This window comes from Acinetobacter sp. SM34 (assembly GCF_022012365.1).
Classification (GTDB): domain Bacteria; phylum Pseudomonadota; class Gammaproteobacteria; order Pseudomonadales; family Moraxellaceae; genus Acinetobacter.
Window position 1 is genome coordinate 112,388 of record NZ_JAKLTP010000007.1, and the last position, 13,655, is coordinate 126,042.

Annotated in this window: 11 protein-coding genes and 1 pseudogene; 4 read left to right on the forward strand and 8 right to left on the reverse strand. The window is 45.0% G+C overall.

From position 1 onward, the window contains the following. Positions 1 to 61: 61 nt before the first annotated feature. A complete protein-coding gene (locus LZZ98_RS08000; RefSeq protein ID WP_237787386.1) occupies positions 62 to 1,390 on the forward strand; it encodes a DcaP family trimeric outer membrane transporter in 1,329 nt (442 codons plus the stop codon). 90 nt (positions 1,391 to 1,480) lie between these two features. On the opposite strand, the pseudogene LZZ98_RS08005 reads toward LZZ98_RS08000, so the two are convergent. The 8 genes and pseudogenes from LZZ98_RS08005 to LZZ98_RS08040 all read right to left on the reverse strand — a co-directional run. After that, a pseudogene (locus tag LZZ98_RS08005) lies at positions 1,481 to 1,657 on the reverse strand (DUF4198 domain-containing protein); the annotation flags it as partial. Positions 1,658 to 1,699: 42 nt separating this feature from the next. Continuing rightward, positions 1,700 to 2,338, reverse strand: coding sequence for a CoA transferase subunit B (locus tag LZZ98_RS08010; RefSeq protein ID WP_237787387.1), 639 nt, complete (start codon positions 2,336 to 2,338; stop codon positions 1,700 to 1,702). A 2-nt stretch (positions 2,339 to 2,340) separates the two neighbouring features. Further along, positions 2,341 to 3,045: a CoA transferase subunit A gene (locus LZZ98_RS08015; protein WP_237787388.1), complete on the reverse strand. Its 705-nt coding sequence runs from the start codon at positions 3,043 to 3,045 to the stop codon at positions 2,341 to 2,343. A 98-nt stretch (positions 3,046 to 3,143) separates the two neighbouring features. Then, positions 3,144 to 4,046, reverse strand: coding sequence for a hydroxymethylglutaryl-CoA lyase (locus tag LZZ98_RS08020; RefSeq protein WP_237787389.1), 903 nt, complete (start codon positions 4,044 to 4,046; stop codon positions 3,144 to 3,146). Then, positions 4,043 to 6,037, reverse strand: coding sequence for an acetyl/propionyl/methylcrotonyl-CoA carboxylase subunit alpha (locus LZZ98_RS08025; RefSeq protein WP_237787390.1), 1,995 nt, complete (start codon positions 6,035 to 6,037; stop codon positions 4,043 to 4,045). Before LZZ98_RS08025 ends, LZZ98_RS08020 begins: the two co-directional genes overlap by 4 nt. A 19-nt stretch (positions 6,038 to 6,056) precedes the next feature. After that, positions 6,057 to 6,851, reverse strand: a complete 795-nt coding sequence (locus LZZ98_RS08030; RefSeq protein WP_237787391.1) for an enoyl-CoA hydratase/isomerase family protein — start codon at positions 6,849 to 6,851, stop codon at positions 6,057 to 6,059. Positions 6,852 to 6,863: 12 nt separating this feature from the next. Next, on the reverse strand, positions 6,864 to 8,465 hold the full coding sequence (locus LZZ98_RS08035; protein ID WP_237787392.1) for a carboxyl transferase domain-containing protein: 1,602 nt from the start codon (positions 8,463 to 8,465) through the stop codon (positions 6,864 to 6,866). Positions 8,466 to 8,500: 35 nt separating this feature from the next. Continuing rightward, positions 8,501 to 9,673 (reverse strand): isovaleryl-CoA dehydrogenase, encoded by a 1,173-nt coding sequence (locus LZZ98_RS08040; RefSeq protein WP_237787393.1) that lies wholly within the window; start codon positions 9,671 to 9,673, stop codon positions 8,501 to 8,503. 147 nt (positions 9,674 to 9,820) lie between these two features. On the opposite strand from LZZ98_RS08040, the gene LZZ98_RS08045 reads away from it, so the two are divergent. From LZZ98_RS08045 to LZZ98_RS08055, 3 genes are all read left to right on the forward strand, one after another. Continuing rightward, positions 9,821 to 10,456, forward strand: a complete 636-nt coding sequence (locus LZZ98_RS08045) for a TetR/AcrR family transcriptional regulator (protein WP_237787394.1) — start codon at positions 9,821 to 9,823, stop codon at positions 10,454 to 10,456. 97 nt (positions 10,457 to 10,553) lie between these two features. Then, entirely contained in the window at positions 10,554 to 12,245 is a 1,692-nt protein-coding gene (locus tag LZZ98_RS08050; protein ID WP_237787395.1) for an AMP-binding protein, read from the forward strand. Between the two features lie 354 nt (positions 12,246 to 12,599). Beyond that, on the forward strand, positions 12,600 to 13,100 hold the full coding sequence (locus LZZ98_RS08055; protein ID WP_237787396.1) for a pyridoxamine 5'-phosphate oxidase family protein: 501 nt from the start codon (positions 12,600 to 12,602) through the stop codon (positions 13,098 to 13,100). Positions 13,101 to 13,655 lie beyond the last annotated feature (555 nt).

The following is a 13,655-nucleotide window of genomic DNA, read 5'->3' on the forward strand; positions in this document are numbered from 1 at the left end:
TATCGTAAGCGATGGTGAGCTGTTGCTAAAATTTGATCGCACAATAACAAGCGAGTTTAGGATGAACGCGAAAACATTAACCCAAACAACTGATTTACAAGCTACAACAGTTCGACCAACAATGCAGCGTACGCTCATGATGAGCATGATTGCATTAAGTATGGGTGGCATGAGTGTTGTAGCTCAAGCACAAACTCAGCAGCAAAATGAAATTGAACAACTTAGACAAGAAGTTCAAGCTTTACGCAGTTTGGTTGAGCAGCAAAAAGTACAAAATACACAAACTGCAACTGCAATTGCTAACGTACAACGTAGTGCTGCAGCCGCACCAGCGAACCCTGTACTAAAAACTGCCAAAGGTGCCGAGTTTAATCTATATGGTAATGTGCGTTTAGATGCATCCTATCAAGTGGAAGGCACGAGCAGAGATTTGCCCTATAACCACATTAATGCTGTTGCATTGAAGGGAAATAGTGAAAACAGTGACCGTTTACGATCAACTTTATCCGCCACGCGTTTAGGCCTGGATTTTAAAACCCAGGCTGCTGAGCAGGAAGTGAAGGGTAAAATTGAAGTGGATTTCTTAGGCGGATCTAACTTTGATAATTTACGCATTCGTCATGCCTACTTAAATTATGGAAACTGGTTAATGGGTCAAACATGGTCAAACTTTGCCATTCCAGATTATATGCCAGAAACGATTGATGCTTTAGCTTTTGTCGGTGGTGCTGTAAAACGTACACCGCAAGTTCGTTATACCGCTAAATTTAATCCACAAACCAATTTAGTTGTTGCAGCAGAAGATCCTAAAGACAGTACCGTGAGCCAGCGTTTACCTGCACTCACTGCACGTTTAAATCACCAGTTTACCGATAGCTTGAACGTCAGCGCACGTGCGATGGGCCATGAAAAGCGTATCAATTCTGCAGAAGAAATGGCATGGGGCGTAGGTTTGGGTGCCAAATATGATGTGGTGCCGGGAACAACCCTAAAAGCTGATTACTACCATGTGAAAGGGGACAGCAGCTTCGTATCATTTACCAATAGCGGTGTAGTTGCCCGGACAGATGGTAGTCTCGTTCAAAGTGAATTTGATTCAATTATGGTCGGTGTGACTCAAAAATTCAGTGACAAACTGCACGGTACACTAGGTTATGGTTATATGAGTTTTGAAGAAGATCAAAACTATATTGCCGCTCTTGCAGATAAAACCAAAGCCAACAAAGAACTTTGGCAGGCATGGGCAAATGTTTTCTATAGCCCAACCAAGCCTTTAAGTTTCGGCCTTGAATACGTCTATGGTGAACGTGAAGCATTTGGTGCCGCACCAAACGGCAGTAAAACCGGTGAAGATAACCGCCTGAATGTTGTGGCGATCTATAACTTTTAATCTTCTATAGCGACTCATTAAGAAAGCCTCTATTCCCAAATAGGGGCTTTCTTATATGAATCATTTTTAGATTTTATCTACCTATAAACATTATTCAGTGACTTCAACAGTCAAGCCATAAGTAAAACTATCCGTTGCCGGTTTTTTCGTGGCATCCGGATTTGCTTCCAGATAAGACGCAGTCATTAAATAGATACCGGCTTTTTCGAATTTAATTTCGATTTCACCTTTAGTATTGGTTTTGGCTTGCGGTTGTTCACGTTTGGCATAAAGAAACCCTTAAAATTTTTATTTTAAGGGCTGGGAAAATCAGGCTGCGTTTCGGAGCAAAGGAACACCGGTGACTTTCTGGATTTCCTCAAAACTCACATCCGGTGCCAGTTCAATCAGTTGAATACCATTGGGGGTGACATCCAGTACACCGAGATCAGTAATAATCCGGTTGACCACAGCTTGGCCGGTGAGCGGCAGGCTACATTGCGCAACAATTTTAGCTGTGCCATCTTTGGCACAGTGTTCCATCAAGACCACGACTTTTTGCACGCCTGCGACCAGATCCATGGCACCGCCCATGCCTTTGACTTTTTTACCCGGAATCATCCAGTTGGCCAGATCGCCATTTTCAGACACTTCCATGGCCCCCAAAATGGCGATATTGACATGACCGCCACGGATCATGGCAAAGGAGTCGGCACTGGAAAAGAAAGATGCGCCTTTACGGGCAGTTACTGTCTGTTTGCCGGCATTGATCAGGTCAGCATCCACAGTATCAGCTGTTGGAAATTCACCAATACCGAGCAAGCCATTTTCGGACTGCAGCCAGACGTTGATGTTTTCTGGAATATAGTTAGCAACCAGCGTTGGCAGGCCAATACCCAAATTGACATAGAAACCATCTTCAAGCTCTTGTGCGGCGCGCTGCGCCATTTGGTTACGTGTCCAAGCCATGATCAAGCCTCCGCCTTTAAGGTCATCTGTTCAATACGTTTTTCCGGTTGGGTATTTAAGACAATTCGATTCACATAAATACCGGGTAGATGAATTTCATCGGGATCAAGCTCACCAATCTCGACAATTTCTTCTACTTCAGCAACGGTGACTTTGCCGGCCATGGCACAGACCGGATTAAAGTTCTGGGCGGTTTTACGAAAAATCAGGTTGCCGGCTTTATCCGCTTTATAGGCTTTTACCAGAGCGACATCAGCTGTTAATGATTCTTCCAGAATATAGGACTTGCCATTAAATTCACGCTCATCCTTGCCTTCAGCAATGACAGTACCTACACCAGTCGCCGTATAAAATGCCGGAATGCCTGCACCACCGGCACGTAATTTTTCAGCCAAAGTCCCTTGAGGCGTCAGTTCAACTTCCAGTTCGCCACTCAGGTATTGACGTTCGAATTCTTTATTTTCACCGACATAGGAAGAAATCATTTTTTGAATCTGTTTGGTTTCCAGTAAAACTCCCAAACCAAAACCATCGACACCGGCATTGTTGGAAATACAGGTCAGGTTTTTCGCGCCAGTTTCCTTTAAGGCCGCAATCAGGGCTTCCGGAATACCGCATAAACCAAAACCACCGACTGCCAGGGTCTGTCCATCCTGAACCACGCCGTCTAAAGCGGCCTCTGCGCTGTCATAAACTTTATTTGACATTTGTCACCTCGATTTATTCTTGTCTTGCAGTTCTCATTGGATGCAGAGAACTGCCGATTTATATCCTTGAGGACTGGTAGAGTGTCCGTTGTTTTTTATTAAGCACATGCCTTTTGCCAATAGGCATTGGCATAATTCGACGGGTTATTGCGCTGTAAGACCGTACTGATATTACGGCTGGCCTGCATCAGGGCATCCAGCTGAATGCCGGTTTCAAGGCCCATCTTGGAGAGCAGGTAATACAGGTCTTCCGTCGAGACATTGCCTGAAGCGCCTTTGGCATAAGGGCAGCCACCCAGGCCGGCAATCGATGAATCAAACACCCGAATGCCTTGCAACAGCGACTGGTAAATATTGGCAATCGCCATGCCATAAGTATTGTGAAAATGACCTGCTAGTACTTTGGCATCAATTTCTGCCAGACACGCATCCCACACTTTCTTCACCCGATCCGGAGTGGCCGTACCGATGGTTTCACCCAAAGACACTTCATAACAGCCCATATCCAGTAAGCGCTGCGTGACTTTAACCACCTGCTTCGGATCAATTGCGCCTTCATAAGGGCAGTCCACCATACAGGACACATAGCCGCGAACCTTGATATCATTGGCTTTGGCGGTTGCCATCACATCCGAAAACTTCTCAAAGCTTTCATCAATCGAGCAGTTGATATTTTTACGGGTAAAGCTTTCAGAAGCTGCGGTAAAAACCGCAACCTCCTTGCAACCCACCGCCAAAGCGGCTTCAAAACCTTTCAGGTTCGGCGTGAGCAAACTGAACTGAATGTTCGGGTCTTTGGGCAAGCTGGCAAATAGCGCATCGCTGTCGGCCATTTGCGGTACCCATTTCGCCGAAACACATGAACCGACTTCAATCGCCTGCAAGCCGGTCTTCATCAGATCCAGAATCAGGTTTTTACGGTCATCCAGCGTTAAAGGTGTTTTTTCGTTTTGCAGGCCATCGCGTGGTCCGACTTCTACGATTTTGACGAAATCAGTCATGCAACTTCCTCCGTCAGCGGCTGGAACTCCACCAGTTCATCACCAGCTTTAACCTGATCACCTTTCTGGAAATATGAACTTGCGATGATGCCGTCATGCGGTGCACGAATCGAATACTCGATCTTCATGGCTTCCAGCGTCATCAGCACATCGTCTTTTTTGACTTTGTCATTCGCTGCCACCAGCACTTGCGTGATCACACCCGGCATTGGTGCAGTCAGGTTGTTTTCTGTCCCTTGATCATCATGCTGATGATAATCAAGCTTGAGGTAATCGAATTTATGCGTCTGACCATTCTGGAACAGGGTAATGCCATGTTCAGTCTGGCTAAAGGCCAATTTTTGCTGTTTGCCAGCAAGTTGTAGCGCTAAAGTATGCGCATCAATGAACTGACCTTGAAGCTGAATCTGCTGACCATTGTAGTTGGCCACAAAGCCTTGATCCTGAGTGCTGAACTGAACTTTAAGATTAATGCCATTGCGTTGCAATTGTACTGTATATGCATTTTGCTGGTTCAGGCGCCAGAACGGCTTCTGCTGCCAGACCGGATTACTCGGAACAGGATTTTGCGCTTGGCGTGACAGCAGTTCAATCAATGCAGCACTGGCCACCAACTCGGCACTGATTTCAGTAGAAGGCTTGAGTAAGAACTCTTCTTCACGCTGAATCAGGCCTGTGTCCAAATGTGCATTTTTAAATGAGTCACACAGTACCAGACGATCTAAAAATGCAATGTTATTTCCTAAGCCATCAACATGGAACTGGCCCAGTGCATGATGCATCTGGGTCAAGGCCGCTTCACGGTTTTTACCCCATACAATCAGTTTGGCAATCATCGGATCATAATAGGTGCTGATTTCATCACCTTCGACAATGCCGCTATCGACACGCACACTGTCATTTTGTGCTGGGTAGTGTAAATAGCTGATCTGACCAATCGCAGGAATAAAGCCTTTTTCTGGCTCTTCGGCATAAACACGGGCTTCAAGTGCATGACCGTGAATCTGCAATTCGTGTTGCTGTTTTGGTAAAGGCTCACCGAAAGCGACACGTAATTGCCATTCCACCAGATCCTGGCCAGTAATCATTTCAGTGACCGGATGTTCGACCTGCAGACGGGTATTCATTTCCATGAAATAAGCCGTACCATCCTGTTCAACGATGAACTCTACCGTACCGGCACCGACATAATTCACTGCACGCGCAGCATCGATCGCCGCCTGACGCATGGCTTCAAGTTTATGTTCTGGCATTTTGGGTGCAGGGGCTTCTTCCAGCACTTTCTGGTGACGGCGTTGTACTGAACAATCACGCTCGAACAGATGCACATAATTGCCGTGGGTATCACCAAAAACCTGTACTTCAATATGCCGTGGCTGAATCACATAGCGTTCAATCAGCACATCTTCATTGCCAAAGCTGGAACGTGCTTCACTTTTACAGGATGCCAGTGAACTTAAGAAGTCTTCACTGCGCTCCACCAGACGCATCCCTTTACCGCCACCGCCGGCACTGGCTTTGATCAGAACCGGATAGCCAATATTGTCGGCCTGCTGTTTCAGGAAATCAGCATCCTGGTTGGTACCGTGATAACCCGGAGTTAAAGGTACACCGGCTTTTTCCATCAATGCTTTAGAGGTCGCTTTCAGACCCATCGCCAAGATGGCATCGACAGGTGGACCAATAAAGACAATATTGTTGTCCTGACAGGCCAGGGCAAACTGGTCATTTTCAGACAGGAAACCATAACCTGGGTGAATCGCCTGGGCACCGGTGCTTTTGGCTGCCTGAATAATACGTTCAATCTGCAAATAGCTTTGAGCTGCTGGCGATTCACCAATATAGATCGCTTCGTCCGCCAGTTTCACATGCTGAGCCTGTGCATCGGCATCGGAATAGACCGCAACGGTGGCGATGCCTAACTTTTTCGCTGTACGAATCACACGGCAGGCAATTTCACCACGGTTGGCAATTAAAATCTTTTCAAACATCGTACGATCCTTCTTGTTGTTATGCCGTGGTCTTGATCCAGGCCGGGCTTTGTTTGTTTAAAAATGCATTCAGTCCATTTTTCGCCTCATCTCCCTGGCGAACATGGGCAATATGCTGTGCTGTTTTAAGCAGCAGATCTTCGGTCAGGACTTGCTGATCGACCAGCTGAATCAGCTGTTTTGAGGCGTTCTGTGCTGCTGGGCCACCGAGTAAAAGTGCTTCAACAATCTCATCAATTTTGCTGTCGAGCTGTTCTGGTGTGGTGACTTCATGCGCCAGTCCAATGGTTTTGGCCTGTTCCGCAGAAATTCGTTCGGCCGTCAGGAAATAACGTGAAGCCTGACGCGCACCAATCGCACGAATCACATAAGGACTAATGGTAGAAGGCGCCAGACCTAAACGCACTTCTGAAGTCGCAAACTTGGCATCGGTGCTGGCGATACAGATATCACAGGCCGAGGCCAGACCCATACCACCGCCAAAAGCAATGCCATGTACACGGGCAATGGTCGGCTGTTTCAAGGTTGCCAGGCTTTGTAGCATTTTTGCTAGTTTTAGTGCATCCGCTTCGTTGTCTGCTTGTGAAGCCTGACCGGCCTGTTTCATCCAGTTCAGGTCAGCACCAGCGGAGAAGCTTTTGCCTCGACCCGCCAGAATCACCACACGTATATCATCACGGTCATTTAGAGACTGGAAGCAGGCATGCAGCTCTTCAATTACTTGAGTATTAAAAGCATTGTGCAATTCAGCACGGTTAATCCAGACCGTGGCGACCTGATTCTGCTGTTCGAGCTGTAAAAATTGATAATCCATTTTTGTCACCTCTTACATGCGGAACACGCCGAATTTGGTTGGCTGGATGGGTGCATTCAGCGCAGCAGCCAGACTCAAAGCTAAAACTTCACGCGATTGAGCAGGATCAATCACACCGTCATCCCATAAACGCGCTGAAGCATAGTAAGGATGTCCTTGGCGTTCGTATTGATCACGAATCGGTTGCTTAAACTGGTCTTCTTCTTCAGCTGACCAGGTTCCGCCTTTTTGCTCAATCTGATCACGTTTTAAGGTAGACAATACGCTGGAGGCCTGTTCACCGCCCATCACCGAAATACGCGAGTTCGGCCAGGTCCACATAAAGCGCGGCGAGTAGGCACGGCCACACATGCCGTAGTTACCGGCACCGAAAGAACCGCCAATCACCAAAGTCAGTTTCGGAACATTGGCTGTGGCTACTGCCATCACCAGTTTGGCGCCATTTTTAGCAATGCCTTCATTTTCATACTGGCGACCGACCATAAAACCGGTAATGTTTTGCAGGAAAATCAGCGGAATATTGCGCTGGGTACACAGCTCAATAAAATGCGCGCCTTTTTGAGCGGACTCAGAAAACAGAATCCCGTTATTGGCAATAATCCCGACCGGCATACCGTAAAGTTTGGCAAAACCGGTCACCAGTGTGGTACCAAAACGGGCCTTGAACTCGTCAAAACGTGAACCGTCAACAATACGGGCAATCACTTCACGGATATCAAAAGGCTTGCGGGCATCACTTGGTACAATGCCGTACAGTTCCGAACTGTCAAACAGCGGCGCTTCTATTTCATCTGCGGTCTTGTTTGGTTTTTTATTTAAATTGGCCACAATATTGCGGGCAATTGCGATGGCATGTTCATCATTTTCCGCCAGATGATCGGCCACACCAGAGAGACGGGTATGTACATCACCGCCACCCAGATCTTCACTGGAAACCACTTCACCCGTCGCAGCTTTGACCAGAGGAGGGCCACCGAGGAAAATCGTGCCCTGATTACGTACAATAATGGTTTCATCCGACATCGCAGGCACATAAGCACCACCCGCAGTACAGCTACCCATCACCACTGCAATCTGGGCAATGCCTTGACTCGACATACGTGCCTGATTGTAGAAGATACGGCCGAAGTGATCGCGATCTGGGAAAACTTCATCCTGTAAAGGCAGGTAAGCACCGCCAGAATCCACCAGATAAATACATGGCAGATGGTTCTGTTCGGCAATTTCCTGCGCACGTAAATGCTTTTTAACGGTGAGGGGATAATAAGTACCGCCCTTAACGGTGGCATCATTGGCTAAAATCATGCAGGTCACACCATTGACCTGACCCACACCAGCAATAACGCTAGCCGCAGGTACATCATCCTGATAAACCTGATAGGCAGCCAGTTGACCAATTTCCAGAAAAGCAGTCCCTGGATCAATCAGGTGGTTAATCCGTTCACGCGGTAACAGTTTGCCGCGATCCAGATGTTTCTGGCGGGCAGTTTCTCCACCACCCAAGGCAATTTTTTCGACTTTCTGTTTAAGGTCATCGACCAGTTGCAGCATGGCATTCTGGTTGGTCTTAAACTCTTCGCTACGTATATTGATCTTGCTCTGTAACTGATTCATGACGAACATCCTTGTTTTATTCTGATTATTAAGGTTTAGGCTGTTTCATTAAACAGTTCACGACCAATCAGCATGCGGCGGATTTCTGAAGTACCTGCACCAATTTCATAAAGTTTGGCATCACGCCATAAACGGCCGGCAGCAAACTCGTTGATATAACCGTTACCCCCCAAGGTCTGAATGGTTTCACCTGCCATCCAGGTGGCTTTTTCAGCGGCATATAAAATGGCGCTGGCTGCATCTTTACGCAGGCTACGTTTATGATCGGCCTTGTCACATTCAGCACCGACTGCATACACCAGGGCTTTACATGCCAGCCAGGTTGAATACATGTCAGCAATTTTGCCTTGCATCAACTGGAATTCACCGAGTGCCTGACCAAACTGTTTACGGTCGTGAATATACGGAATTACGGTATCCATACAGGCATCCATAATGCCCAGTGGGCCGGCACTTAAAACGGCACGTTCATAGTCCAGGCCACTCATCAGCACCTTGGTACCATTGCCGACACCACCGAGTACGTTTTCTTTTGGTACTTCAACATTGTCAAAAAACAGGGGATAGGTATTGGAACCACGCATGCCCAGTTTGTCCAAATGCGTGCCATGACTGAAACCTGGCATATTTTTCTCCACCAGGAAAGCCGTCATGCCTTTGGCGCCAGCCTGCAAATCCGTTTTGGCATAGACCACCAATACATCGGCATCACCACCATTGGTGATCCACATTTTTGAACCGTTCAGCAGGTAATGATCGCCTTTGTCTTCGGCTTTAAGCTTCATGCTGACGACGTCTGAGCCAGCATTTGGTTCTGACATCGCTAGCGCACCAACATATTCACCCGAGATCAGTTTTGGCAGATAACGCTGCTTTTGTTCTTCCGTACCATTTCGATTAATTTGATTCACACATAGGTTAGAATGTGCGCCATAGGACAAACCAATGGATGCTGAAGCACGCGAAATCTCTTGCATGGCAATAATGTGTGCCAGATAACCGAAATTCGAACCGCCATATTCTTCACTCACAGTGAGGCCGAGCAGGCCCATCTCGCCAAATTTTTTCCAAAGGTGAGCAGGGAATTCATTGTCACGGTCAACCTGTTGGGCAATAGGGGCAATTTCCTTGGCGCAAAAAGCAGCCACTGAATCACGCAGCGCAATAAGAGTTTCATCCAAACCGAAATCCAAGCTTTGTAAATTCATTCTTCATCCATCCTGAGGTTATATTTGTTGTGTCCAAAAAAGCATTTTTGTTGTGCTTGTTTTTTAACATACAACGAAAAATTAAAAAAGTGAACCCATATTCACAAAATGATTTACAATTCATTTTATCTTGTTGAGAATAATTTTATGAGTTATAAAAGATCATCACTGATGCAGGAACGAATGGAACAAAATCGCTTGTCGATTTTACAGTCTGCTCGTGAACTGATTACTCAAGGGGGCTTTAAGGAGGCATCGATTCAGGCGATTGCAGAACGTTCAGGCGTTTCTACAGGGCTGGTATATCGATATTTCGAAAACAAAAACCAGATTTTGATTGAGGTTTTATCGGCAGCGATTCAGCATGAAGTAGGAATTTTGAACCATATTGCCGGGTCAGATTTGTCGCCAAAACTGAAATTGCAAAAATCTGTTACAACTTTTGTGAAGCGTGCCATGAACAGCCCCCAATTGGCGTATTCACTGATGTTCGAGCCGGTCGATCCGGAAATGGAACATGAGCGTTTTCGCAGTAAACAGCTGCTCAAACAAAGCATTAAGGAGATTCTGGCCGAAGGGAAGGTGAACGGAGAGTTCGAATTTGAAGATTTAAATACCGTAGCTTTGGGCGTGGTGGGTGCCATGACCTTTGTGGTGATTGAACCTTTGAATCCATCCCGTAATGTAATGTTTGATCAGAAGTATAAGGATCACTTTGTCACACAGATTGCCGATTTTTGTGTTAACGCAGTACGTCGACAGGAGGGAAATTCAGCAGCATAAGCACACAAAAACAGGCATATAGACAAGGTCGTCGTGGTCATAAAACAATTAGTAAAGTTGAAAATCAGAATTACAAAGAATCAAGGAGATCGATTCAATGACACAAGTACGGTTAAGCTATGCCTATGGAACAAGCAGTCAACCCTTATTGGGCATGACTATTGGTGAAAAATTTGATCAGGCATGCGAACAGTATGCACATTCTGATGCAATCGTCAGCTTGCATCAGAATGTGCGTCTAACCTATCAGCAGCTGCAACAGCAAGTGAATGCTTTTGCCTGCAGTTTGCAGAAATTGGGCCTGGAAAAAGGTGACCGTCTGGCCATCTGGTCGCCGAACTGTGTGGAATGGACCATTACCCAGTTTGCTGCCTTTAAGGCAGGAATTATTCTGGTCAACCTGAATCCGGCCTATAAAAGCAATGAGCTGGAATATGTCCTGAACAAGGTGTCCTGTAAGGGACTGGTGATTGCAGCGCAGTTCAAGACCACGGACTATCAGGAAATTCTGACCAAAATTGCCCCTGAGCTGAAGCAGGCTGAAAGTAAATTACTCAATGCAGAGCGTCTGCCGCATTTGAAGCATGTCATCAAGATTGATGATCAAGCACATACTGGTCTACATCGTTTTCAAGACCTGCTGGTTGAGCCGAGTGCAAAAGCCGTGGAAAATTTACAGCAAGTTTCGAGTGAATTGCAGTTCGATGAAACCATTAATATCCAGTTTACTTCGGGGACTACAGGCAATCCGAAAGGCACCATGCTGACCCATAACAATATTTTGAATAACGGTTACTTTGTCGGTGAAGCGATTCATTTAGGGTCGGAAGACCGGGTCTGTATATCAGTACCGCTGTTCCACTGCTTTGGTATGGTGATGGGCAATCTGGCCTGTATCACCCATGGTTCAGCCATGATTTATCCTTCAGCCGTGTTTAACCCGCTTGAAACCTTAAAAGCCATCCAGCAAGAAAAATGTACTGCGGCCTATGGTGTGCCAACTATGTTTATTGCCATGCTGGAACATGAGCAATTTGACGAATTTAACCTGTCCAGCTTGCGTACCGGCATTATGGCGGGTAGTCCATGTCCACAGGAAATCATGCAGCGTGTGATTGAACGTATGCATATGTCTGAAATTACCATCTGTTATGGTATGACTGAAACTGCGCCAGTGAGTGCACAAAGCTCAACTGAAGACAGTGTCGAGCGACGTGTCAGTACCGTGGGTCGGGTTCATCCGCATCTGGAAGTTAAAATTGTCGATGAAAATGGCAAAGTGGTTCCACGCGGTCAGTTGGGCGAGTTATGTGTGCGTGGTTATTCCGTGATGCTCGGTTATTGGGAAGATCAGGACAAAACTCAGGAAGTGATCGATGCTGCGCGCTGGATGCATACTGGCGATATTGCACAAATGGACGATAATGGCTTTGTCAAAATCAAGGGTCGGATTAAAGATGTCGTGATTCGTGGCGGTGAAAACCTATTCCCGAAAGAAATTGAAGATTTCCTTTATACCCATCCGGCAGTTTCAGATGTACAGGTGATTGGTGTGCCTGATCATCGTTATGGTGAAGAACTTTGTGCCTGCATCATTCTGCATGAAAATGATCCATGTACCGAAGAAGCAATTCGTCAGTATTGTGCTGAGCATATTTCTCACAATAAAGTGCCACGCTATGTGCGTTTCTTTCATGAATTCCCGATGACGGCATCAGGCAAAGCGCAAAAATTTAAGTTACAGGAGTTGATGCGCCAAGAGCTGCAATTGCAGGATATCGCCTCATAAGTATTCATTTATTTTTAATCATTATGCACTTGTCTTTAGTCTTACAACTAAACACAAGTGCTTTTTTATGGCCGACATTCTTTTTCTGCTCACTATTTACGAATTTTTAATCAATTTTGGGAACACGGCTATTCAATACTGCAAAAAAGAGAGCATTCACTCAATCAGGCAAAAGCAGCTGATTTCCGTTATTTCTTATGAGTATTGCTAGCAGCTTTTATGGTGCAAATGTATAAGATCAGTGAGGCGGGATATTCAAACTGGAAAATATAACTAAAACTAATCTGGAAAATAAGTTAATCCACAAAATTAGAGCATTTTTTCTTATTTCGGTTTAGTTTCAGGAGAACAGTTATGACAGATAATCAAAATCGTGAAAAATTATGGGAATTGATTAAGGATGTACGATTCTCCATGATCAGTCACACCACTGAATCTGAGGAAATCCATGCACAACCGATGACCATGCTCAACTCTGAGCAAATCAATGAAAGCCAAAATCTTTATTTTATCTTGAGAAATACCAATGATCTGGTCAATGCGATTGAATCTGGCCGTAATCAGATAGGATTATCCTTCGCCAAACCTTCTGACAGTATTTATGTTTCGATTAGTGCGCATGCACATATCAGTACAAACTCGGCGCTGATAGATGAACTTTGGAATTCATGGGCTGAAAACTGGTTTGAAGGAAGAGATGATCCGAGTGTACGAATTCTGGTTGCGGAAGCAGTCAGTGCCGAGTATTGGAACGTTACAGACAATAAAATGACCCAACTGTTTAAGGTGATGAAAGGTAGTCTTACCGGTAAAACGGATGTGCCTCATGCAGAGCATAAAAAAATGAATCTATAAAATTTAAAAATCTGCCGATGGATAAGAAGCAACTTAAAAATTTTAGCCCGCTAGCGAAAACTACCGGGCTTTTTCTCTTTATAGAACAGTCAAATTCATTGAATCATCATTCTACTTTTCAGGGGAAAATTAGTGAGGTTTACTCAATTCATAAAAATTAAAAAATTTACTTGTTTTTGAGAATAGCGAGAACCGTATGTATCAACAGAAGAACATTCATATTGGAAATAATTAACCCACTGAATCCTTGAATAATTTTTTAAATAATTATTATATCTTATAAAAAATAATGATGCATAGCAGCTTTAATGTGGATATTTATTCTAAATAATTAGAATAAGATTCTCAGGAAGAGGAGCTTTTCAAATTCCCTAAAAAAATTTCGTTATTATTTCAGGAAGATAATACTTCGAATAAAGAAAATAAGATATAAATTGCTGTTTTATATTGATTTTTAATGTTCAAACTTGAGTTTTTATTTATTTATTGCTCAACAATATAAGCTGATTACATTCCGGTATTAGTTACAAAATATTTTTTAGAATTTCTAAAAAA